The 19,879-nt window shown below is 46.9% G+C and carries 16 protein-coding genes; 10 read left to right on the forward strand and 6 right to left on the reverse strand.

Annotated elements, in window-relative coordinates; genetic code table 11:
• Window positions 1-42 precede the first annotated feature (42 nt).
• A complete protein-coding gene (locus tag PJF56_RS15170; RefSeq protein WP_283763529.1) occupies window positions 43-189 on the reverse strand; it encodes a hypothetical protein in 147 nt (48 codons plus the stop codon).
• Window positions 190-547: 358 nt separating this feature from the next.
• Here PJF56_RS15170 and PJF56_RS15175 point away from each other — a divergent pair, with 358 nt between their 5' ends.
• The 4 genes from PJF56_RS15175 to PJF56_RS15190 all read left to right on the forward strand — a co-directional run bounded on the left by PJF56_RS15175 (window position 548) and on the right by PJF56_RS15190 (window position 4,835).
• Window positions 548-1,891: a nicotinate phosphoribosyltransferase gene (locus PJF56_RS15175; protein ID WP_283763530.1), complete on the forward strand. Its 1,344-nt coding sequence runs from the start codon at window positions 548-550 to the stop codon at window positions 1,889-1,891.
• A 192-nt stretch (window positions 1,892-2,083) separates the two neighbouring features.
• Window positions 2,084-2,671 (forward strand): COP23 domain-containing protein, encoded by a 588-nt coding sequence (locus PJF56_RS15180; protein WP_283763531.1) that lies wholly within the window; start codon window positions 2,084-2,086, stop codon window positions 2,669-2,671.
• Between the two features lie 119 nt (window positions 2,672-2,790).
• Complete coding sequence (locus tag PJF56_RS15185) at window positions 2,791-3,678, forward strand: S1 family peptidase (protein ID WP_283763532.1); 888 nt, start codon at window positions 2,791-2,793, stop codon at window positions 3,676-3,678.
• A 44-nt stretch (window positions 3,679-3,722) separates the two neighbouring features.
• Window positions 3,723-4,835: a S1 family peptidase gene (locus tag PJF56_RS15190; RefSeq protein WP_283763533.1), complete on the forward strand. Its 1,113-nt coding sequence runs from the start codon at window positions 3,723-3,725 to the stop codon at window positions 4,833-4,835.
• Window positions 4,836-5,004: 169 nt separating this feature from the next.
• Here PJF56_RS15190 and PJF56_RS15195 read toward each other — a convergent pair whose 3' ends face one another.
• Window positions 5,005-5,907, reverse strand: coding sequence for a hypothetical protein (locus tag PJF56_RS15195; RefSeq protein ID WP_283763534.1), 903 nt, complete (start codon window positions 5,905-5,907; stop codon window positions 5,005-5,007).
• Window positions 5,908-6,364: 457 nt separating this feature from the next.
• On the opposite strand from PJF56_RS15195, the gene PJF56_RS15200 reads away from it, so the two are divergent.
• Window positions 6,365-11,374: a CHAT domain-containing protein gene (locus PJF56_RS15200; protein ID WP_283763535.1), complete on the forward strand. Its 5,010-nt coding sequence runs from the start codon at window positions 6,365-6,367 to the stop codon at window positions 11,372-11,374.
• Window positions 11,375-11,690: 316 nt separating this feature from the next.
• Here PJF56_RS15200 and PJF56_RS15205 read toward each other — a convergent pair whose 3' ends face one another.
• The 4 genes from PJF56_RS15205 to PJF56_RS15220 all read right to left on the reverse strand — a co-directional run bounded on the left by PJF56_RS15205 (window position 11,691) and on the right by PJF56_RS15220 (window position 14,766).
• Window positions 11,691-12,074: a toxin-antitoxin system TumE family protein gene (locus PJF56_RS15205; RefSeq protein ID WP_283763536.1), complete on the reverse strand. Its 384-nt coding sequence runs from the start codon at window positions 12,072-12,074 to the stop codon at window positions 11,691-11,693.
• A 5-nt stretch (window positions 12,075-12,079) separates the two neighbouring features.
• Window positions 12,080-12,355, reverse strand: a complete 276-nt coding sequence (locus PJF56_RS15210; protein ID WP_283763537.1) for a hypothetical protein — start codon at window positions 12,353-12,355, stop codon at window positions 12,080-12,082.
• 190 nt (window positions 12,356-12,545) lie between these two features.
• Window positions 12,546-12,785, reverse strand: coding sequence for a hypothetical protein (locus PJF56_RS15215; RefSeq protein ID WP_283763538.1), 240 nt, complete (start codon window positions 12,783-12,785; stop codon window positions 12,546-12,548).
• 157 nt (window positions 12,786-12,942) lie between these two features.
• On the reverse strand, window positions 12,943-14,766 hold the full coding sequence (locus PJF56_RS15220) for a ShlB/FhaC/HecB family hemolysin secretion/activation protein (protein WP_283763539.1): 1,824 nt from the start codon (window positions 14,764-14,766) through the stop codon (window positions 12,943-12,945).
• A gap of 241 nt (window positions 14,767-15,007) precedes the next feature.
• On the opposite strand from PJF56_RS15220, the gene PJF56_RS15225 reads away from it, so the two are divergent.
• The 5 genes from PJF56_RS15225 to PJF56_RS15245 all read left to right on the forward strand — a co-directional run bounded on the left by PJF56_RS15225 (window position 15,008) and on the right by PJF56_RS15245 (window position 19,860).
• On the forward strand, window positions 15,008-15,733 hold the full coding sequence (locus tag PJF56_RS15225; RefSeq protein WP_283763540.1) for a nicotinate-nucleotide adenylyltransferase: 726 nt from the start codon (window positions 15,008-15,010) through the stop codon (window positions 15,731-15,733).
• Entirely contained in the window at window positions 15,687-16,421 is a 735-nt protein-coding gene (locus tag PJF56_RS15230; protein WP_283763541.1) for an NUDIX hydrolase, read from the forward strand. Before PJF56_RS15225 ends, PJF56_RS15230 begins: the two co-directional genes overlap by 47 nt.
• A 13-nt stretch (window positions 16,422-16,434) precedes the next feature.
• The gene (locus tag PJF56_RS15235) at window positions 16,435-17,163 is read left to right on the forward strand and encodes a ribonuclease III domain-containing protein (RefSeq protein ID WP_283763542.1); all 729 of its coding nucleotides are present in this window, start codon (window positions 16,435-16,437) and stop codon (window positions 17,161-17,163) included.
• Between the two features lie 270 nt (window positions 17,164-17,433).
• Complete coding sequence (locus PJF56_RS15240) at window positions 17,434-19,119, forward strand: NAD+ synthase (RefSeq protein WP_283763543.1); 1,686 nt, start codon at window positions 17,434-17,436, stop codon at window positions 19,117-19,119.
• Between the two features lie 66 nt (window positions 19,120-19,185).
• Window positions 19,186-19,860, forward strand: a complete 675-nt coding sequence (locus tag PJF56_RS15245; protein ID WP_283763544.1) for a Uma2 family endonuclease — start codon at window positions 19,186-19,188, stop codon at window positions 19,858-19,860.
• Window positions 19,861-19,879: the final 19 nt, after the last annotated feature.

Here is a 19,879-nt window from a genome sequence, read left to right on the forward strand (position 1 = left end):
TCATAAAATTTAAGCGTTTCTCTCAAAAGGTTGCCAACAGGATTAGAATTCCATCCATTCGGACAAAGATTCACCATTGAAGGGTTGTACGCCAACGCTAGGATATTGATCGTGATTGGGACTAAAGATTTCGCCAATGGCATCAGACATATACATCATGAGATCGTTTAGGGAAGAGAAGATATTCATAACTGTCTCCTTTCTTGAATTGAGATAATTGATTTATTCCTGATGTCTTGATTATAGCAATTCCCTGACAAGTGGGATCGCTGCTCTACTATTCTTTATATTCTGTTGCGTTTAGTAATATAGCGCTTTGTGCTGGTAATGGGTAATCGGTAATGGGCAATAGGGATGGGGAGGACTCGGAGAGAGTTATATTAGTGTGTAAGACTATAAATTAGTGGGGTACAGGAGGAAGGACAGAGGCTAGGATTAGTTCTTCAAGCTTATTTAAGGTTGTTTTATGAAAAATAGATTGACACAATTATGGTTTAATCTACTATAATAAGGAGAGGAAGCAGCCTTAAAGGAGGCGATCGCCAAAATGCAACACTCCTTACTCACCCTCAACCGAGAAGACAACAGCCTACTCACCGATCTCTATCAACTCACCATGAACGCCTGTTATATCGGTGAAGGCATAGAGGAACATCGAGCCAGCTTTGAACTGTTCACCCGCCGTTTACCCCCAGGTTTCGGTTACCTGATCGCCATGGGGTTGCAACCGGCGCTGGAGTATCTGCAAAACCTGACATTTACCCCCGCTCAAATTGAAGCGCTGCGAGCTACGGGCATTTTTGACCATGCTCCAGAAGCGTTTTGGACAAAATTAGCTCAATTTCGCTTTACCGGAGATGTTTGGGCTGTACCCGAAGGAACCGCGATTTTTGCCAATCAACCCCTATTGAGAATAGAAGCCCCCCTCTGGCAAGCTCAACTGGTGGAAACCTATCTACTCAATACCTTAAATTATCAGACCCTAATCGCCACCAAAGCCGCTCGAATGCGGGATATGGCGGGTGACGATGCCTCGATCCTAGAATTTGGCACAAGACGGGCTTTTAGTCCCCAGGGGGCACTCTGGGCAGCACGAGCGGCGATCGCCGGGGGAATGAATGCCACATCTAATGTATTAGCCGCCCTAAAATTGGGTCGCAACCCAGCAGGAACCATGGCTCATTCTCTCGTAATGGCGATCGCCGCCAGTGCAGGAACAGAAGATGCCGCCTTTCAAGCCTTTTACCGCTATTTTCCCGGCGCTCCCCTACTGATCGACACCTATGATAGTCTGGCAGCAGCCCAACGGTTAGCCGAGCAAACGAAAGCAGGAACCCTAGACGTTGCCGGTATTCGCCTAGACTCCGGAGATCTGGTTACCCTATCCCAGAACATCCGCCAAATCTTGCCCCAAGTGCCCATTTTTGTCAGTGGAGACATTGACGAATACGAAATGCAGCGCTTAAATCAAGCCGGTGCTTGTATCGATGGCTACGGTATCGGCACAAAATTGGTCACTGGTTCCCCGGTTAATGGAGTCTATAAACTGGTGGAAATTGAAGACAAACCGGTGATGAAGCGCTCAACTAATAAAGTTAGCTATCCTGGACGCAAACAAATCTTTCGGCGCTTCAGTGAGGGAGAATATAGGGGCGATCGCCTGGGTTTAATCCATGAACCCCCCGAACCCGAAGAAATCCCCCTCTTGCAACCCATGCTCAAAGCCAGAGAACAAGTCACTATGGGCGATACTCTGGATATCATCCAAGAGCGTACCCGCACCTCTGTCCTCAAACTTCCCTCCTCCTGTCGCCGTTTAGAAGATCCCGTTCCGCTTCCCATGGAAATTTCCGCTAAACTCCAACAACTAATTGGGGAAATGGGGGAATAGGGCAATCTTATTCTAATTGTTCATATCCGTTACGATCGTAAAAAATCGCCCCAATCCCCAAGTTAGTATTTTTTTGCACTTTTAGTAGATTCACGTATAAATACGGTAGTAACGGGTTGTTGGGCATAGTTAAAATATAATTGCCTATTCAATCTTGTCTAATTCAATAATTAGACCTAGGAGGTATACATGATGTTGCGTAAGTCTTTAGGAATCTTAGCGGGTGCAGCTTTTTTGACGGGCTTAGGAGCTGTTGTTAGCCAACCCAGTTACGCTCAATCGGTTCAGTTTCGCTGTGTGATGTATGATGGTCTACCAACAACAATTGCCACGAATACACAGACAGGTAACAGTATTGCTGTCGTTCGCTGGTACTCCCAGTATTTTGCTGCTGCTGGGTACGATCCGATGACCCGCTGTCAACAAGTCTCAGGGCGGTTTCAATCGGCTCGTGATAGTGGACGACTCAACTATATTACAGCAGGTATTGTCAATGGATTACCTGTAGTGTGTGCGACGACAGCAGGAGGCAGGTGCGATCGCTCCAATGTTTTATTTACCCTGAAACCCGGTCAGAATGCGGCAGATAGATTGCAAAGACTCTTTGATGTGCGAGACTTAGGTGCAAGCCCCCTGTATGAAAGTGGAGGTCGCCCTTATATCGATGTGTCCAAATTGTTAGCACCTCTAGACGCTCCGGCTGACTCAGAAATGGTGATCCCCAGTGTTGAAGAAGACCCACAACCGACAACACAACCGGCTCCGGGTGGTAACTTTTAGTCTTGAGATCGCTTAAGCTAGTGTTAGCTTGTTGTTGAGAACAGAATTAGATGAACTTTAGGTTACTAACTTCAATAGCTTGTGCTGGCGCACTCCTAACTGGATCGTCAGCGCAGGTTATGTATGCCCAAGTTGTACCACCGACGGGTGCAGTTCCTGGATCGGAAATTCAAAAAGGGCGATCGCCGTTATCAGTTGCACAAATTCAGACTATAGCTCGTTCGATTACGGTGAAAGTGGCATCGGGACAATCGTGGGGTTCTGGTATTCTAATTCAGCGACAAGGCTCTACCTATACAGTTCTGACGAATGAGCATGTTCTCCGCTTAGGGAACAGTTACCAGATTTCTACCCCAGATGGACGAGTGTATCCGGCACAAGTACGTTCTGTGGGTGAGTTTGATGGCAATGATTTAGCGCTGTTGCAGTTTAATAGCGCTCAAAGTTATCCGATCGCCACCTTAGCCTCTGCATCGGCGATATCTATCGGAGATGCAACTTACGCTTCTGGGTTCCCAGCAGATCGCGAAGAGTTTACCTTCACAACCGGCCAAGTCTCTTACTTGTTGCCTAAACCCTTTAAGTTAGGGTATCAACTGGGCTACAGCAATGATATCTTTAAGGGGATGAGCGGAGGGCCTCTCCTGAACCGCTATGGCGAGGTAGTGGGAATTAACGGTAAGCACAAATATCCGCTCTGGGGAAATACTTACATTTTCCGAGACGGTTCTACCCCAACAGCAGCAGTGAGACAGGAAATGGATTCTTCGAGTTGGGCTATTCCGATCGCCACCTTTTTAGAGTATGCTCCTGAATTTATGACGATCGCCCAAACCCCGGCTCCCTTTCCCTTCAATTCTACTCCCGTTCCCATAGAACAAAATCCTCCGGCGATCGCCGCTCCGGTTGAATCAAATCAACCCATGACGGGTTCTCCAGGCTGGGGAGGGGAAGAACAGCCTGCTAATCCTGCTCATCGCCCCCCCCGTCCGGGTTCGTTCTGGTAACTGAAGCGCCCAACCGTCTGCAAATTAATAATTGAGGAATTAGCATGAGATTTTATCAACCCCTTCTGGCCAGTGGTTTAGTCGGTGCAGTCGTCGTTATGACGGCTCAATCCGTGAAAGCCAATGCCTTGCTCCCCACTCAAGTTGCAGACATTGCTAGAGCTACTGTAGTGCAAATTCAACCCACCATTGCTTCCCCTGGATCGGGAGTGGTGATTGGACGCTATCGAGAACGAGGTAGCAATGTCTACGTCGTTCTCACGGCCGCTCATGTGGTTCAATATTCAGACGATCTGTACAGTGTGATTACGCCTTTACCCGCAGATGGATCGAAACGGCGACAAAAAATTGCTATTGAACCGAGAGATATTCAAAAGTTGCCCAATCTAGATTTGGCGATCGCCCGTTTCCGGAGCGATCGCTCTTACGAAACCGCAACGTTAGGCGATTCTGACTTTACCACTGAAGGCGCAGGCGTTTACATTGCCGGTTTTCCCAATCCCGGTGAAGCCATTCGGCGGCGGATATTTCAGTTTACCTCTTCTCTGGTTTCCTCTCGTCTAGACCAAGAAATCATCGTGGAAGGGGAAGAAGAAAGCGGCCCCTTACCGGGCGGATACGCGATCGTTTATACTAACGTGACACGGGCGGGAATGAGCGGCGGTCCGGTGTTCGATGTTGCCGGCCGCGTCGTCGGTATTCACGGCATGGGGGATGCGGAACGAATTGTCGGCACCGATCCCAATGCCAGACCCGGACAGGAAGCTGCCCGTACCTCTAGAACGGTCAATATTAAAACTGGATTTAATTTAGGCATTCCCATCCGCGCCTTCCTCGAAGCCATGCCCCGTGCCCGGCGAACCCTAGCCCTCAGTTTTGACCGCTCCGAGCCAGGAATTCTACCAGGGGGAGGCCTCATTGCCCTCAGAGGGGGGAACAATCGACCGGCAACCAATATCGTTGAAGAAGAAGACCCAACCGAGGATATTGTGGTTGAATCTTCGGAGCCGGTGGAAGAGGAAGAAACGCCCACTCAACCCCAAGCGATGCCAGAGTCAGAGCCGGTCGAATCTCCCCAGCCCGCTCGCCAAGCACCAGCCGCTCCCCTAGAACCCCAGCCTTCCCCAGACAACGGCGGCGGCGGCCCCTGGTTCTAAATCCAGTAGGGTGGGACACTGCCCACCTCCTAATTGTAGGTTGGGTTGAATGGCAGTGAAACCCAACCAATCTTGATCTGTAGGGGCGGGTTATACCCAAATCTTGTAGACTGACAACTATTGCAAGTAAACCCGCCCTCCCCCACTACGCATTGCTAGGGCGATAATGCTACCCATCGCTAGGGCGATCGCCAAATCGCGCCAACAACTCCTCACGAGATAACTGCAAACACAACGGCATACACTGATCCGGAGATAACACCAATAAAGAGTCAACTATACCCAACATTGCCTCATCTAATTCACCAAACCGAGTTCTTAACAGTGCTTCAACCATTAAACGCTGTCCCCGTTCAATCCCTTGTTGAATAGTATCTTCTCGCCATTTTAGATAAGCTGGTGATAATTCCATAATCAACTCCCTCTCTTCTGTGTCTAACTCTATTTTACTGGCAACATTAATTCGCCATATCCCCACTAACTGTAGAATATTGCGCCGTTGAGGATCTTCTCTCGGTAGCTCCAGCACTTGCTCAATGGCTCTTTTCTGTGTTCCTCCTTTTCCCAACATCCTCAACCATAGAGTTTCTGGTATTTCTGGCAGTTGATTGATGGCAATAATCCCGGTTTGGTTAATCTGTGGTAGTCGATACACGCCCGTATATTCAAACTCAGTATCTTCCTTAGCACCTAACTCTTTCAAGAGTCTTTGGGATGCCGTGGGGGTTAAAATCCAAAGTCGAGGCAATTGCTCTTCCTTCAGGGTACGTTTTTCCCGTTTTGCCTGACGTTGTAGCTCGGCGTGAACATGGAAGAGCTTAAGGATACAGTTGCGAATTTCTGGATTGCTGGGACAATTGCGATAGGGTTCTAACAAGCAGGGAGTCGAAGCGAGTTGAGCCAGTAAACCCAACGTCGGTGGATCGCTTGGCGGTTCTGGAGAGGGATCGAAAATGAGATCAATGTGCAGGCTTTCCCCTGGAATTTCTTCACTGATTTTGACCTCTCCCAAAGGTTCGAGTAGTTCCTTTAGGTATTGCTTGGCAAATTGGTCGTGGGGTTGCTGGGTCACGGAGCAGTTAAGTAGGATTAACGATCTATTTTATGACGGTTGGGGCGATCGCCCTGAAACAATCCAGTAGTAGTAGGCTGGCAAGCTTAAAATTTGGGGTAAACTATGTACTACAAATCACAACTCAATTTGATTACAGCGATCGCGTTGCCCACTATTTTAAGCTTGCCGGTCCAGTAGGGTGCGTTAGCGACAGCGTAACGCACCGGTTAGCTAAAGCGCTAAAGCGCCAACATCGAACAGGCCATCCCCACCGCCCCCACAACCCCCCCAATTCCCTAAAAATGGTCACACGGGTCACAATTTAATCAAGACTTAACTGCTTCCTACTCAACTCAGAGCAGTTTTTTAGTTATATTAAATCCCAAGCCAGTTAAGTCCCTCTCCCGTGGGAGAGGGATTTAGGGAGAGGGCATCCCCCATTCCCTATCCCTTTTGCCCATTCAGGAGTTGTCCCATGTCTGTATCTAAACCCGTTGCCTTCCTATCCACCGTCCTCGTCAGCCTTTCTCCCCTATCAAGCCTCGCCCAACCCATCATCCCCGCAGCCGACGGTACGGGAACCCAAATCACGCCCCAAGGCAACCAATTCAACATTCAGGGGGGACAACTCAGCACAGATGGGGCAAACCTATTCCACAGCTTCGAGCAATTTGGACTCAACCAAAATCAAATTGCCAACTTTTTAGCCAACCCCAATCTTCACAATATTTTAGGTCGCATAGTTGGGGGGAGTCCATCGTTTATTGATGGCTTGATTCAAGTCACAGGGGGTTCTCCCAATCTATATTTAATGAATCCAGCCGGAATGGTCTTCGGGCCGAATGCTTCTTTGAATGTTCCCGCATCCTTTAACGCTTCTACGGCTAATGCGATCGGTTTTGGTGACAATGCTTGGTTTAATGCCACAGGTGAGAATAACTATAGCGCCCTCTTGGGCAATCCCACCAGCTTTGCTTTTATTACCCCTCAACCCGGCAGTATTGTTAATTTAGGCACATTGGCGGTTGAGAGTGGAGCAGATTTAACCTTGTTAGGGGGGAATGTACTGAGTCCGGGGACGTTATCTGCGCCGGACGGGAATCTCACCGTCGCGGCAGTTCCTGGGGAAAGTTTGGTTCGTCTGTCCCAAGCGGGAAACCTGTTAAGCCTGGAGTTTCAACCCCTATCGGCTGAGAGTGGGATTAATCCGTCTAATGTTCCCATTACCACGCTACCCGGTTTGTTGACGGGAGGGGGGGTTGCCGAAGGGTTAGCCACGGGAGTCACAGTTGAAAATGGTCAACTGTATTTAGCCGGTTCGGGCTTTAGTGTGGAAAATGGCGATATTGTGGCGAGAGACGTGAGCGCGGGAAATGCGACTCTGGCGGCTCATCGGAATTTAACGTTAGTGGAAAGTCGGTTAGAAACGGGAAATAATTTAACGTTAGCCGCCGGAAATGCGGTGCAAATTCGCGATAGTATTGCTAATCCTTTTATCGCCCATGCTGGCGGAGATTTGACTATTCAGGGCAATCAATTAATTGATATTTTGGCGCTCAATCATCCCGAAACGCCCTTTCAAAGTGGTGGCAACTTAACCTTAATGAGCGATGGTTTGATTTCTGGGGATGCTCACTATGCCTCTGGGGGCAATTTCCAGATGCTCACCACCGAAGGACAACCGGGAACGTTTGTCAGTTTCTTTGACCCCATTATTAGCGCTGATGGTGATGTGACGTTTGGGGATTATAGTGGAGTAGCGCTCAAGGTTGAAGCGACGGGAAGTATTACTGGGGGAGATATTACGATTACCGGGCCGGATACGCCTGCTTCTATTCCGGCAACTGACCCTCATTTTACATTATTAACCACGGAAAGAGCCTTAATTCTGCAAGCGGGGAAAACGTCTTTAGATAATGCTCCTCCCAATTTGACTTCAAGTTTAACTGAAGGAGGAGCGACTTTTACTTTAGGAAGTCCAGCTACCAGCCCTGGAACTATTCAAGTAGAAAATATTGATACCAGTAATTCTTCAGGTCAGGGAGGGCGTGTAATTGTAGAGGCAACTGGTGATGTTAATATAGCCAATATACTGACAGAAGGAAATCCAGGTGGAGGTAATATTGAAATTACTAGCCAAGGCAGTATTAATTCTGTTGGTGATTTCTCGTCATTCTCTAGCGGAGCTAATGGTAGAGGCGGTAACATTACCCTTGAAGCCAGAGATAACATTAACGTTCCAGGCATCACTACAGGAGGTTCTGCTGCCTTAAGTGGTGGTGATGTTCTCTTGACAACAACCAACGGAAATATTGAAGTAGGTCGTATAGGGACAAGCGCTTTAGAATCTGGAAAGGTTGAGATTCGCAGTGGTGGTCTTGTTACTATGCAGGGTATTGTGACATCCTCGCAAGATGGAAGCGGGAATTTTATTGGACTTGGAACTTTAGCATCAGGAAGTATTGATATTGAAGCCAATGGTGACATTAATATTAATCAAGGTATAGCTTCATCTATTTTTGAGCCTAATCCTGGAGAAAATGCTGGCAGTAGTGGCTCTGTAACTCTCACTTCTAATGATGGCAATGTTACGCTAAATTCTATATTCACCAGTTCGATCACTCTATTTGGACAAACTGGTGATGGAGGTTCAGTAGAAGTTAATGCTCCAAATGGGAGTATTTTCATTCTCGATCAAATCCAGTCAAGGTCATCAGCGGCACAAGGAGTAAATGCGAATTCAGCAGCAGATGCCGGTCAAGGTGGTGATGTCACCTTAAGAGCTAGAGACGATATTTTCATTGATTCAATAGACACTCCTTCTTTTAGTAGTTTGGGTAACACTGGCAATGGTGGAGATGTTAGAGTTACCAGCACAGCAGGTGCAATTCGTATGGTTGGTATTTTCACTAACGCAAGTGTAATTCGTCTATTTGGCAGCAATGCAAATTCTCTTTCCACTGGAAATGCAGGGAGGGCAGGGGAAGTCAATCTGAATGCTGCTACAGGAATTAATATTATAGGGGGTATAGAAGCGAGTTCTTCAACTGCCTCTGGCAATACCGGTGGTGGTAGCCCCATTATTTTGGAAACAACCAATGGTAATGTCACTGTAGGTTCTATAATCGCAGGTTCGCAAAGTGTCTCTGGACAAGTTGGTGATGGAGGGCCAATAGAAGTTAATGCTGAAAATGGCAGTATTACTATCAATAATCGAATTTTGTCAGGCTCACTAGCACAATTTCAAGGAGATTCTGGTGAAGGTGGTGATGTCACTTTAAGAGCTAGAGATAATATCGTAACCGGTGAAATATTCACACAATCTCTTTTGGATGAAGCTTTCGCTTTTCCTTTTGGTATACCTGGTTCAGGCACAGGTGGCAGCATTACTTTAAATTCAACGAACGGAAGTATTACTACTCAAGATATTGATAGTAGAGGATTAAATGCTGGGAATGTGACCCTAAACGCACAAGAAGCGATTCAAGTCGATTCTATTCAAGCTGAAGGGGGAACAGGAACTGGCGGCACTGTTGATATCACCACTTCAGATGTTTTTCGTGCCACGGAAACATTCACCACCAACAATGTAGAAGCCAGCATTTCTGCCCTAGCCGATACAGACAATGGCAGTATTATCATCCGTCAAGGAAGGCCGGGTTTAGAGACTCCCTTCATCATTGGCGATGCCACCACCAATGGTACAGCCGGAAACATTGTTGGCGGCAGCGATAACCAACTTTCTGCCCAAGAAATCCGAGGCACTTTTACCCAAGGCAATATCACCATCGAAAACTCGGCAGGGACATCAACCCCAACCCCGACTCCAACGCCAACCCCAACGCCACCAGAGGTAGAACCAACGCCAGTACCAACACCCACACCAGCGCCAACGCCAACACCAGAACCACCTCCAACACCAGAACCACCCCCAATACCAGAACTCCCCCCAACGCCAGAACTCCCAACTCCAGCACCAGTTCCAGCACCCGCGCCAGCACCTGCGCCCGCGCCCGCACCTGCGCCCGCGCCCGCACCCGCACCTGCACCCGCGCCCGCGCCAGCACCCGCGCCTGCACCTCCCCCCCCTGCGGAACCTGCGGAATCTACCGAACCTGTCTTGAACAATGAAAATGAAAATACAGTTGCCAGGGATATCACGACCACAGACATAGAAACGGAAAACTTACAAGTTGATTTGCCCAACCTGAACGAAACCACTACCACCACTCTCGATACCGTGGTTGCAGGCTTAGATGAACCCTTGAGCCAACAATTCACCCAAGCATTAGGCATTGAGGGCGGCTCAATTGTCACCTTGGCAGAAGCCCAAGCCAGTTTAGCCAGTATCCAAGCGGCAACCGGAGTCAAACCCGCCGTCGTTTATGCTCTGTTTAATCCCCAAACTATTCCCGGTGTTGCCAGCGCCAAAACCTTAATCCCCAGGGACAGCGATGAACTGGAACTGGTGATGGTGACAGCAGAGGGGGAACCGATTCAAAAACGGGTTCCTGGAGCAACCAGAGCCAAGGTACTGCAACTAGCCAACCGCTTCTATCAACAAGTCTCTGACCCCAATCAACTCAATAGCAACGCTTATTTAACCTCTGCTCAACAACTCTATCAACTGCTGATTGCGCCCATTGAAGCGGACTTAGAAGCTCAAGGTATCGAAAATATTGCCTTTGCCATGGATGTGGGGTTGCGCCTCACTCCCTTAGCGGCGCTCCATGATGGTCAACAGTTCCTCGTGGAAAACTACAATGTGGGCTTAATTCCCAGCTTGTCCCTCACCAGCACCGAGTATGTCGATATCAAAACTGCCCCCGTCTTAGCCATGGGAGCGTCCGAGTTTTCCGCCGAGCAAAGCCAATCTGCTTTACCAGCCGCCGGAATTGAAGTGAGACAGATTGCCGAAGAATTGCGTCAAGGTCGAGTGCTGCTCAATGAAGAGTTTACCTTGGATAACGTCCGCTCCCAACGGGAACAGTTCTCTATCGTCCACCTCGCCACTCACGCCGACTTCCAACCCGGAGATTTGAACAATACCTATATTCAGTTATGGGACGAAAAACTCGGTTTTAATGAATTGCGGCAACTGCAACTCGATAGTCCCTCCGTAGAATTAATGGTACTGTCCGCTTGTCGCAGTGCCTTTGGTGACGAACAAGCTGAATTGGGCTTTGCGGGATTAGCCGTCCAAGCTGGAGTCAAAACAGCCGTTGCCAGTCTCTGGTATGTCGGCGACACGGGAACCCTAGGCTTGATGAGCGAATTTTACCGCCAATTGACCACGGCTCCGATTAAAGCCGAAGCCATGCGCCAAGCGCAACTGGGGATGATTCAAGGCAATATTCGCGCCGAAAATGGAGAAATTATCACCCCGGAAGGCAATATACCCCTTCCCTCGGCAACCGGTGTTCAGGAAGATTTATCCCATCCCTTCTATTGGTCAGCGTTTACCATGATTGGCAGTCCTTGGTAAGTATACCCATCAATCCGTAGGGGCGGGTTTTTCAACCATTTAGAAATCCCACCAATAACCTTCGTGAACCCGCCCAACCCGATGTCGATATGATCATTTCTGGTGGGTTATCGGTGGGGTGGGGGCGGGTTTAGGGGGTTGTTTTGGTAAGTGCATTAGCGTAGTGGACTGTTTCAGCTACAATAGGGCTTTGTTTGTAGTAAGCACGAAGAGTGCTTAAAAGCCTAGCTAGAGAGGGCTGAAGCCCTCACTACAAACAAAATCTAATGCACCAAATTAGATGAAACAGTCCAGTAGGATGTAAATAGTCTCCCCTTTAAATCAACTCAGATTCCATAAAATCTATAAATTCCAAAATATTTCGAGACTGTCCGGGTTCAACATTCGTTTCCGAGCCAATATGAATATGATGGGGAAAGTTGGGTAAATCGGGAAAATGCTTGACACTATCCCAGCGTTTTCTGAGAACTTGTTTTGATGCATTCATCCATTGGTAACGATAATCTAAGGTTAAGAGCTGGTTATCTTGAAGTGTGAATGATTCAGCAATTTCCAAGAAATCAGTGTTCATTAGGGTCAATCTAGCCCGAAAATAGCCCCGATTTAGTAGAATTCGTTCATCAATAATCTCAGTCACAGTCATAATTGGACTGCCAGATAGTTTTGCCTTAATATCAGAAATATATTGCTCTAAACTCATAAACCTCAAGACACTTCAACTTGTGCAGCAGTTAACATTTCATGATAAGTATTCCATTCAAAAAAATCACTCGAATCTTGAAGGTGTCCCGATTGAAATCGATGGTAAAATACATCCGAAGGCATCTGGTACTTATCTTCAAATTCTTTGACTTTACCTTCTAAATCTTTGATTTGTTTGGCTAGAGAAAATCGTCTAATTTCACGTTCTAAATATTGCTGCTCTTCATCGGAGAGCGAGGTTATGATTTGTACTAAAGACTGGACTAATTTGTGATTCATAGGATACCTCTGGATTCATGGTAATACGAGAAATTTTGGTCTTTATCTTTGAATAGAGCAACTCAAAATCCCATGTCAAAGATCGTCATATTGGGAGTGTATCCCCTATGATGTCCCAGGGGTTGGGGGCAGGTTTACAAAAGTTATTGGTTGGCAATGGGGGATATGGGAAAACCTGCCCCTACGATATTTATGCTTCTTTATAATCAGTAGAAAGGCTGGGTTCTGCACTGATGCAACCAATTAACTCAGATTCTTTGAGAATGTCTAAGGTACTCAATTGATGATTCGGGACTTCACCTGAATTGATAGCTCGTTTTTCTGGTGTTGAATAGCGCTTTTTTAATAGATTGATAAAATCCAAGAGTAAGGTTTGCGCTTCTTCCGGCAATTCATTAATGTCTGTCTGGATTTGTTGGATATCAAGCATCATCTTCTCCTCAATACAAATTTTAACCTTGCCAGCCCATTACTATGATCGCACAGGGATTGGGGCAGGTTCACAAAGGTTATGGGTGGGTAGTGGGGGATATGGGTGAACCTGCCCCTACGGTGTTTTCGGTTTGATTGTACCGATTTTTAATGAGTTAAAACTGATAACTCAGGCTAAAGTGAAATCCGTTATCCTGAAGGTTATTCCGGCGATTGTCTAAGTCAACGATGGGGTAGCCGTAATCTAGGCGCAAATTCAGACCGGGGAAGGGTTGCCAAATCAGCCCTAGTCCGGTGCTGGCTAAGAAATTTTGCCGGGGCAATTGGTTAGGATTATCTCCGTGATTCCAAACAGCTCCCATATCGATGAAGGGAATTAACTGTAAAACAGTCCCGTTTTCAGCATTGCGAACCACGGAAATGCGATCTTCAACAGATAACCGAAATCCATTATCACCCGATCGCACATTTTGTCGATAGCCCCGCAAGCTTTGCCCTCCCCCGATAACAAACTGTTGAGAGGGCAATAAGCTATCGGGGGTGAGCTGTAAATCGCCTTGAACAATCAACAAATGCCGTTCGCCAAAGCGTTGCAGCCGTTGCACTTGTCCTGACCAACTGAAAAAATGACCATCTGGAATGGAGCCAGAGTTAGAGGTAGCATCGAATAAGCCTGTACCGAGACTAAACTGCGACCTGAGAGACCAAACCCCGGTGGTATCCCGATAGGTATAATCTTGACCGAACTTAATCACACTGGTATAGGAATTACCATCCTCATCCGGGCCAATTCCAAACCCAAAGGGATCGTCAAATAAAAACGTTTGCCCCTGTTGATGAGCAAAACCGACGGAAAGGGCAAACTCTTGCTGAAGACTTCTGGCAAGGGGTTGGCGAAAACTGATTTCATAGAGTTGGGAATTGCCGCTAATATCCAACTCCTCAAAAGGAGACTCGGTAATCTGATTCCAAGTAGGCGAAATTCGCACAGCCACCGTGCCATCTTTGGCATTCACCGGAATACGATAGTTAAAGTCTAAAATATCAGCCCCTCCAGTGGTGGTTCGGCTGTAGGACAGATTGATTTCATCTCCCCATCCCGTTAAATTCCGATACCGCAAACCCATACCATAGCGCTCTGAACCCACGCTAGGGGGAGAATTGTTATCAAAAAACACAACACCACCAAAGGGCTTGGTTTCGCTCACTCGTACCACTAATACACTTTGCCCGATTTCAGTTCCAGGACGTAAACTGGCTTCTACGCGATCGAATAACGAATTCGTTTGTAATAAGCGCAATTCTTCTTCTAGCCGAGGTGAATTCAAGGGCGTATCCGTCGCTGGGGCAATCCGACGGCGAATATAATTGGGGTTGGTTTGACGGTTGCCTTCAATTTCAATGCGCTCAATACTGCCCTCAATGATGCGGATTTGCACAACCCCATCGGTAATGGGTTGATCGACGAGTAAGGCTCTGGAAGTCAAATACCCGCGATCGAGATACAGTTGGGTAATGGCTTGGGCTGCTTGTCTGAGTTCTTCTAGGGTAACTGTGCTACCTTCTAAAGGTTGAATAATCGGATCGAATTCAGTGTTATCAAATAAGGTACTCCCCATGACTTCAATGCGCGTTACTGGAAAACTCATGGAGGGTGCTGGGGGTTGGGGAGTCTCTTCTAAGGGAGGTGGAGACAACACTGGTTCGTCCTCTAGGGTTTCGGGAAGAGGTTCTACGGGAGAGGGTTGGGGAAAGCGATCGCGATTGGGATCGGAGGAGGGGATGGGTGGAGGTTGAGGGGCGGTTTGAGCAACCGGGGAAACTTGACTTTCAATCGAGTCAGGGCGATTCGCTAAAGCTGCTTGATGATAAACCAGGGAAGAAACGGCTAAAACCGGTACGATCGGCCACCAAAATTTAGTATATCTGTATTGAGTTCTGAACACTTGACTCTGAAACGCTATGTTCCCTAAAAACATAAGCGGTCTACTCCTCACACTGAATTTTATTAGTCATCAGTATAATAACGTCAGTGCCAGAAATGGCTATGGTGACTGTTCCTGTGCGTTTAGCAATAATGAGTGGGGGAGTAGGGGAATGGGGAACGATCATATTGGTGTTAAACACTATAAATTAGGTAGTTTTAGAGGGTGAAAAGAGGTTTAAGCTTAGTTTTTATGCTGTTTGAAGGTGGTTTTACAAAAAAAAATTGACATTTTTATGGTGTATTGCACTATAATAGAAAGGGATGGGAATAGGGAGGATGGCGAACTACCGATTACCGATTACCGATTACCGATTACCGATTACCGATTACCGATTACCGATTACCGATTACCCATGAACACCGTTGCCCTTTTTGGAACTAGCGCCGATCCGCCCACCCAGGGACATCGAGCCATTCTCGAATGGTTGAGTCAAGAGTATGATTATGTGGCGGTTTGGGCCTCAAACAATCCGTTTAAAGACCACCAAACCCCTCTCGATCACCGTCTGGCGATGCTGGAGTTGTTGATCGAAAATCTCAAAGACCCATATCCGAATATTGGCTTGTATCCGCAACTGGGGTATTCGCGATCGCTAGAATCAGTCAAGGTCGCCCGCGATCTCTGGCCCGAAGAACGGTTTATCCTGGTGGTGGGTTCCGATCTGATTGCCCAAATGCCCAAGTGGTATCAAATCAAGACCTTATTGCAGCAAGTTGAAGTTCTAATTGTAGAGCGATCGGGCTATACCATCGAGCCAGAGCAAGTGCAAGCGCTCACCGAATTGGGAGGACAAGTGGCGATCGCCGATTTTAATGTTCCACCTGTGTCCTCAACAGCGTATCGTGAAAGAAAGGAGACCCAAGTTATTACGCCTCCCATCCAGGATTACATCCATCGGGAGCAGTTGTACCATGCCAGAGAGCCATTCCAAACCAACTCGCAAAGAGCCATTAGCTGACTTTAAAGTGGGCGTAGATAACGTCATCTTTTCCGTTGATAGCGCCCTTAACCGACTCCTCGTCCTCTTGGTAATGCGCCATGAAGACCCCTATCTCAATCAATGGAGTTTACCCGGAACCCTTGTCCGTCGCTCCGAATCTCTCGAACAAGCCGCCTATCGCATCCTTTCTGAGAAAATTCGCGCCCAAAACCTCTATCTAGAGCAACTCTATACCTTTGGCGACCCTGGACGCGACCCCAGAGAGTCTCCCGATCAATATGGCGTTCGATATCTTTCCGTCAGCTACTTTGCCCTCGTGCGTTTTGATGAAGCTCAACTGATTGCCGATGGAGTCAGTGGCATTGCTTGGTATCCCATTCATCAAGTGCCAGACCTAGCATTCGATCATAATCAGATCCTAGAATATGGCTACAGACGTTTACGCAACAAATTGGAATATAGTCCCGTGGCCTTCGATGTCCTACCGGAGATGTTCACCCTCAATGACCTGTATCAGCTCTACACTACGGTGTTAGGGGAAAATTTTTCAGACTATTCTAACTTCCGCGCTCGGTTGCTGAAGTTGGGGTTTCTATATGATACAGGGGTGAAAGCTTCACGGGGAGCAGGGAGACCGGCCAGCCTTTATCGATTTGATGCGCAAGCGTTCGATTTACTAAAAGATAAACCCATGGTGTTTATTTGATGAGTGCGATCGCATGACTAAAATCTACGATAATCCCGGACAAGTCCATCAAGCCGAACGGATTGAAGTGACAATTCGTTATCAGTTTAATGAAAAGGAATATCTTTGGCAAGTGCTGAAGTCAGGTCGAGCGTTAATGGAGGGCAAAGCTCTCGATGAATCAGGCGATCGCCTGTTATTTCTCGGAGAAGCCGTTTTACAAATGATTGCTGCTGACTGCTGCTATGAACAACCCAAACCTTGGATTGAATTTCTAGAGCCAAAAATGCTAGGACAATTAGCCGATCAATTAGAAGTCACCGATTGGATACAGATTCGGGTCGATCGTCCCGAACGCTGGGGAGATGAACGGTTGATTCATTTAGGACAGTTCCTCAAACTGCTCACGGGTATGATTTACCTCGATTGTAATTTTTACCAGGTGCGCGATTGGTTTGTGGGGCAAGTCATTGGTATTGATAATCCCCTGATTCCCCCAGATTATCCCGGCAGCGACGAACCCTATCGCGATTTTGTTCATTTAGGCACATCAGCCTTAAACTTAATTGCCAGCGATTATTTATATGCTCGCTTTCCTGGAGTGCCCAAAGAGGTGTTATGCCATATTCGGGAAGGCTGTAAGGAAAAAATGCTGGATCTGGGAAAAATGAATGAAAAATCCTTGGGCAAAAATTATGTTAAAGGTAAATTTGTTTTTGTGAGAAACAAGCTGATTTCTTTGATTCAGAAAGCTGAGAAATAATTAACTTGCTTAAATTAAATCCTATTTTCTTGTCTTCATAACATGGTGACAATCAGAGTTTTTTTGTACCTATATAGCTGTTCCCTCATCCCCCTGCCCCCTTCTCCCGCAGGAGAAGGGGGAAAAAGTCCCTCTCCCGTGGGAGAGGGATATAGGGAGAGGGCACATCCAGCAAATCATCACTTGATACATCAATAGTGGTTTTTCAAGATAGCCAGAATAGCCCGAAGCTAGATTGAGATTGTTGTTCATTCCCCCATTCCTTAAACTATGAAAATTGCCATCGCTCAACTCAATCCCACCATTGGCGATCTAGAAAATAATGCCCAAATGATCCTGAAGTCAGCAGAAATTGCGGCTGTTCAGGGCGCTCTAGTGTTGCTCACTCCTGAATTATCCCTGTGTGGTTATCCTCCCCGCGATCTGTTAAACTATCCTGTCTTTATCGATCAAATGGATCAGTTAATTGAAGATTTAGCCCAGAAAATACCGAATGATTTAATTGTTTGTGTGGGCACAGTCACTCGGAACTTAAAAGCGAGCGAACAGGGAGGAAAAGAGTTATTCAATAGTATTGTTGCGCTCTATCAAGGAGATGTTTTAGCTAAATTTCATAAACGATTGCTCCCTACCTATGATGTGTTTGATGAAGACCGGTATTTTGAACCGGGTCATGAAAGTCAAGTGTTAGCCCTACATACGGAGGGAGTGGATCTGAGAATTGGGGTAACGATTTGTGAGGATTTATGGAATGATGAACAGTTTTGGGGCAAACGGTCTTATGCGATTAATCCTTTGGCGGATTTAATGGACAAAAATGTGGATATTGTGGTTAATTTATCGGCTTCTCCCTATAGTTTAAATAAACCGGCTTTGAGAAGCTCGATGTTAAGCTATAGTGCCAGTCGTTACCAAGTGCCGATTGTTTATGTGAATCAGGTTGGGGGAAATGATGATTTGATTTTTGATGGCCATAGTTTGGCGGTGAATCAGACGGGAAAAGTTGTGGCTCAGTTAGAGGGATTTGAGTCGGATTTTCAAGTGCTGACGTTTGATTCTCAAAAGCATGATTTAATCGGTGAGTCTCCAGAGGTTTCTGAAGATGAAAATTTAGAGATTTGGTCGGCTTTGGTGTTAGGGGTTCGAGATTATGCTCGCAAGTGTGGCTTTAGTAAAATTGTGTTGGGGTTAAGTGGGGGAATTGATTCGGCTTTGGTGGCGGCGATCGCCGCAGAAGCGATCGCCGCGTCTCAAGTTCTGGGTGTCCTCATGCCTTCGAGCTATAGCTCGGAACACTCAGTCAAGGATGCTCTGCAATTGGCCCAAAATCTGGGTATTCAAACCCAAACCCTTGCCATTGGGGACTTAATGAGCGGGTTCGATCGCACCCTGGAACCCCTATTTGCGGGCACAGAACCGGGGGTTGCGGAGGAAAATATCCAATCTCGCATTCGCGGAAATCTGCTGATGGCGATCGCCAATAAATTTGGTCATCTGCTCCTATCTACCGGGAATAAATCGGAGATGGCAGTCGGATATTGTACGCTTTATGGAGACATGGACGGCGGTTTAGCGGCGATCGCCGATGTCCCCAAAACCCGCGTTTATAGCCTCTGTCGTTGGCTTAATCAGCGTTCGGGTAAAGAAATTATCCCCGAAAATATCATTGTTAAACCCCCCAGTGCTGAACTCAAACCCGATCAATGCGATCAAGACTCTCTCCCCGATTATGATACCCTCGATGATATTCTCCATCGCCTAATTCACGATCACCAATCTCCAGAAATCATAGCTGCTGCGGGTCACGATCGGGCCATCATCAATAAAATTTTACACCTCGTCAAACGAGCCGAATTTAAGCGCCGCCAAGCCCCTCCCGGCTTAAAAATTACCTCCAGAGCCTTCGGTACAGGCTGGCGAATGCCGATCGCCGCCAAAGGTATCCCCAGTTTATAGTGTTATGAGCATGGCTCAAAATCACTATAAAATAGAGCCACAAGCAACTGGCAGCGATCTATAGAAATGATTTTCAAACGGTCTAATGAGCTAAATGAACTCTACCTCGATGATTTTGAGGGGAAATTAACCCAAACCATTGTCTTATCCCACATGAGTTGGTCAACCTATCAAGCCATGCTTCAGGATATGGGAGAAAGCCAGCCCATTCGTACCGCCTATAGTCAAGGCATTCTCTCCCTGAAAAGCCCCTCTAGAGTCCATGAAAAGATTAATCGCTTATTAGCTGCCATTGTACAAACCTTAAGTGAAGAATTAAACCACAAAGGTGTCAATTTAGGGTCGAGAACCATACAACATGCCGATATCGCTAAAGCCATTGACCCAGATAGTGGATTTTATTTAAACTTTTCTGAACCGGAAAATTCAGACTCTGGACAGGATAAAATTCTACTCCCCGATTTAGTGATTGAGATCGACATCACCAGTCCCTCGACCCAACGAATGGATATTTATCATGATTTGAAGATCCCAGAAGTTTGGCGATATAGCAAAAGTCGAGGGTTAGTTATTTATCAATATGAAAGTTTTGAGTATATCGAATCAGAAACCAGTTCCACTTTTCCCAGGGTAACGGCTACTCGGTTAAATGATTTTCTGATTTTACGCCAAACGCAACCGCACAATCGGGTGATTCGAGCGGTGCAAAACTGGAGTCGGAAATTGGAGCAGCGCAGATGACTCTTACATTGTATAAATG

Origin of the sequence: Roseofilum halophilum BLCC-M91 (genome assembly GCF_030068445.1) — a bacterium.
Taxonomy (GTDB): Bacteria; Cyanobacteriota; Cyanobacteriia; order Cyanobacteriales; family Desertifilaceae; genus Roseofilum; species Roseofilum halophilum.

What these genes read in the sequence shown, in the direction of transcription:
- PJF56_RS15210 (WP_283763537.1), bottom strand. Translation starts at nt 12,355, where the DNA reads ATGAATCACAAATTAGTCCAGTCTTTAGTACAAATCATAACCTCGCTC.
- PJF56_RS15215 (WP_283763538.1), bottom strand. Translation starts at nt 12,785, where the DNA reads ATGCTTGATATCCAACAAATCCAGACAGACATTAATGAATTGCCGGAA.
- PJF56_RS15235 (WP_283763542.1), top strand. Translation starts at nt 16,435, where the DNA reads ATGACTAAAATCTACGATAATCCCGGACAAGTCCATCAAGCCGAACGG.
- PJF56_RS15170 (WP_283763529.1), bottom strand. Translation starts at nt 189, where the DNA reads ATGAATATCTTCTCTTCCCTAAACGATCTCATGATGTATATGTCTGAT.
- PJF56_RS15200 (WP_283763535.1), top strand. Translation starts at nt 6,365, where the DNA reads ATGTCTGTATCTAAACCCGTTGCCTTCCTATCCACCGTCCTCGTCAGC.
- PJF56_RS15245 (WP_283763544.1), top strand. Translation starts at nt 19,186, where the DNA reads ATGATTTTCAAACGGTCTAATGAGCTAAATGAACTCTACCTCGATGAT.
- PJF56_RS15220 (WP_283763539.1), bottom strand. Translation starts at nt 14,766, where the DNA reads ATGTTTTTAGGGAACATAGCGTTTCAGAGTCAAGTGTTCAGAACTCAA.
- PJF56_RS15190 (WP_283763533.1), top strand. Translation starts at nt 3,723, where the DNA reads ATGAGATTTTATCAACCCCTTCTGGCCAGTGGTTTAGTCGGTGCAGTC.
- PJF56_RS15225 (WP_283763540.1), top strand. Translation starts at nt 15,008, where the DNA reads ATGGTGTATTGCACTATAATAGAAAGGGATGGGAATAGGGAGGATGGC.
- PJF56_RS15205 (WP_283763536.1), bottom strand. Translation starts at nt 12,074, where the DNA reads ATGAGTTTAGAGCAATATATTTCTGATATTAAGGCAAAACTATCTGGC.
- PJF56_RS15230 (WP_283763541.1), top strand. Translation starts at nt 15,687, where the DNA reads ATGCCAGAGAGCCATTCCAAACCAACTCGCAAAGAGCCATTAGCTGAC.
- PJF56_RS15175 (WP_283763530.1), top strand. Translation starts at nt 548, where the DNA reads ATGCAACACTCCTTACTCACCCTCAACCGAGAAGACAACAGCCTACTC.
- PJF56_RS15240 (WP_283763543.1), top strand. Translation starts at nt 17,434, where the DNA reads ATGAAAATTGCCATCGCTCAACTCAATCCCACCATTGGCGATCTAGAA.
- PJF56_RS15180 (WP_283763531.1), top strand. Translation starts at nt 2,084, where the DNA reads ATGTTGCGTAAGTCTTTAGGAATCTTAGCGGGTGCAGCTTTTTTGACG.
- PJF56_RS15185 (WP_283763532.1), top strand. Translation starts at nt 2,791, where the DNA reads ATGTATGCCCAAGTTGTACCACCGACGGGTGCAGTTCCTGGATCGGAA.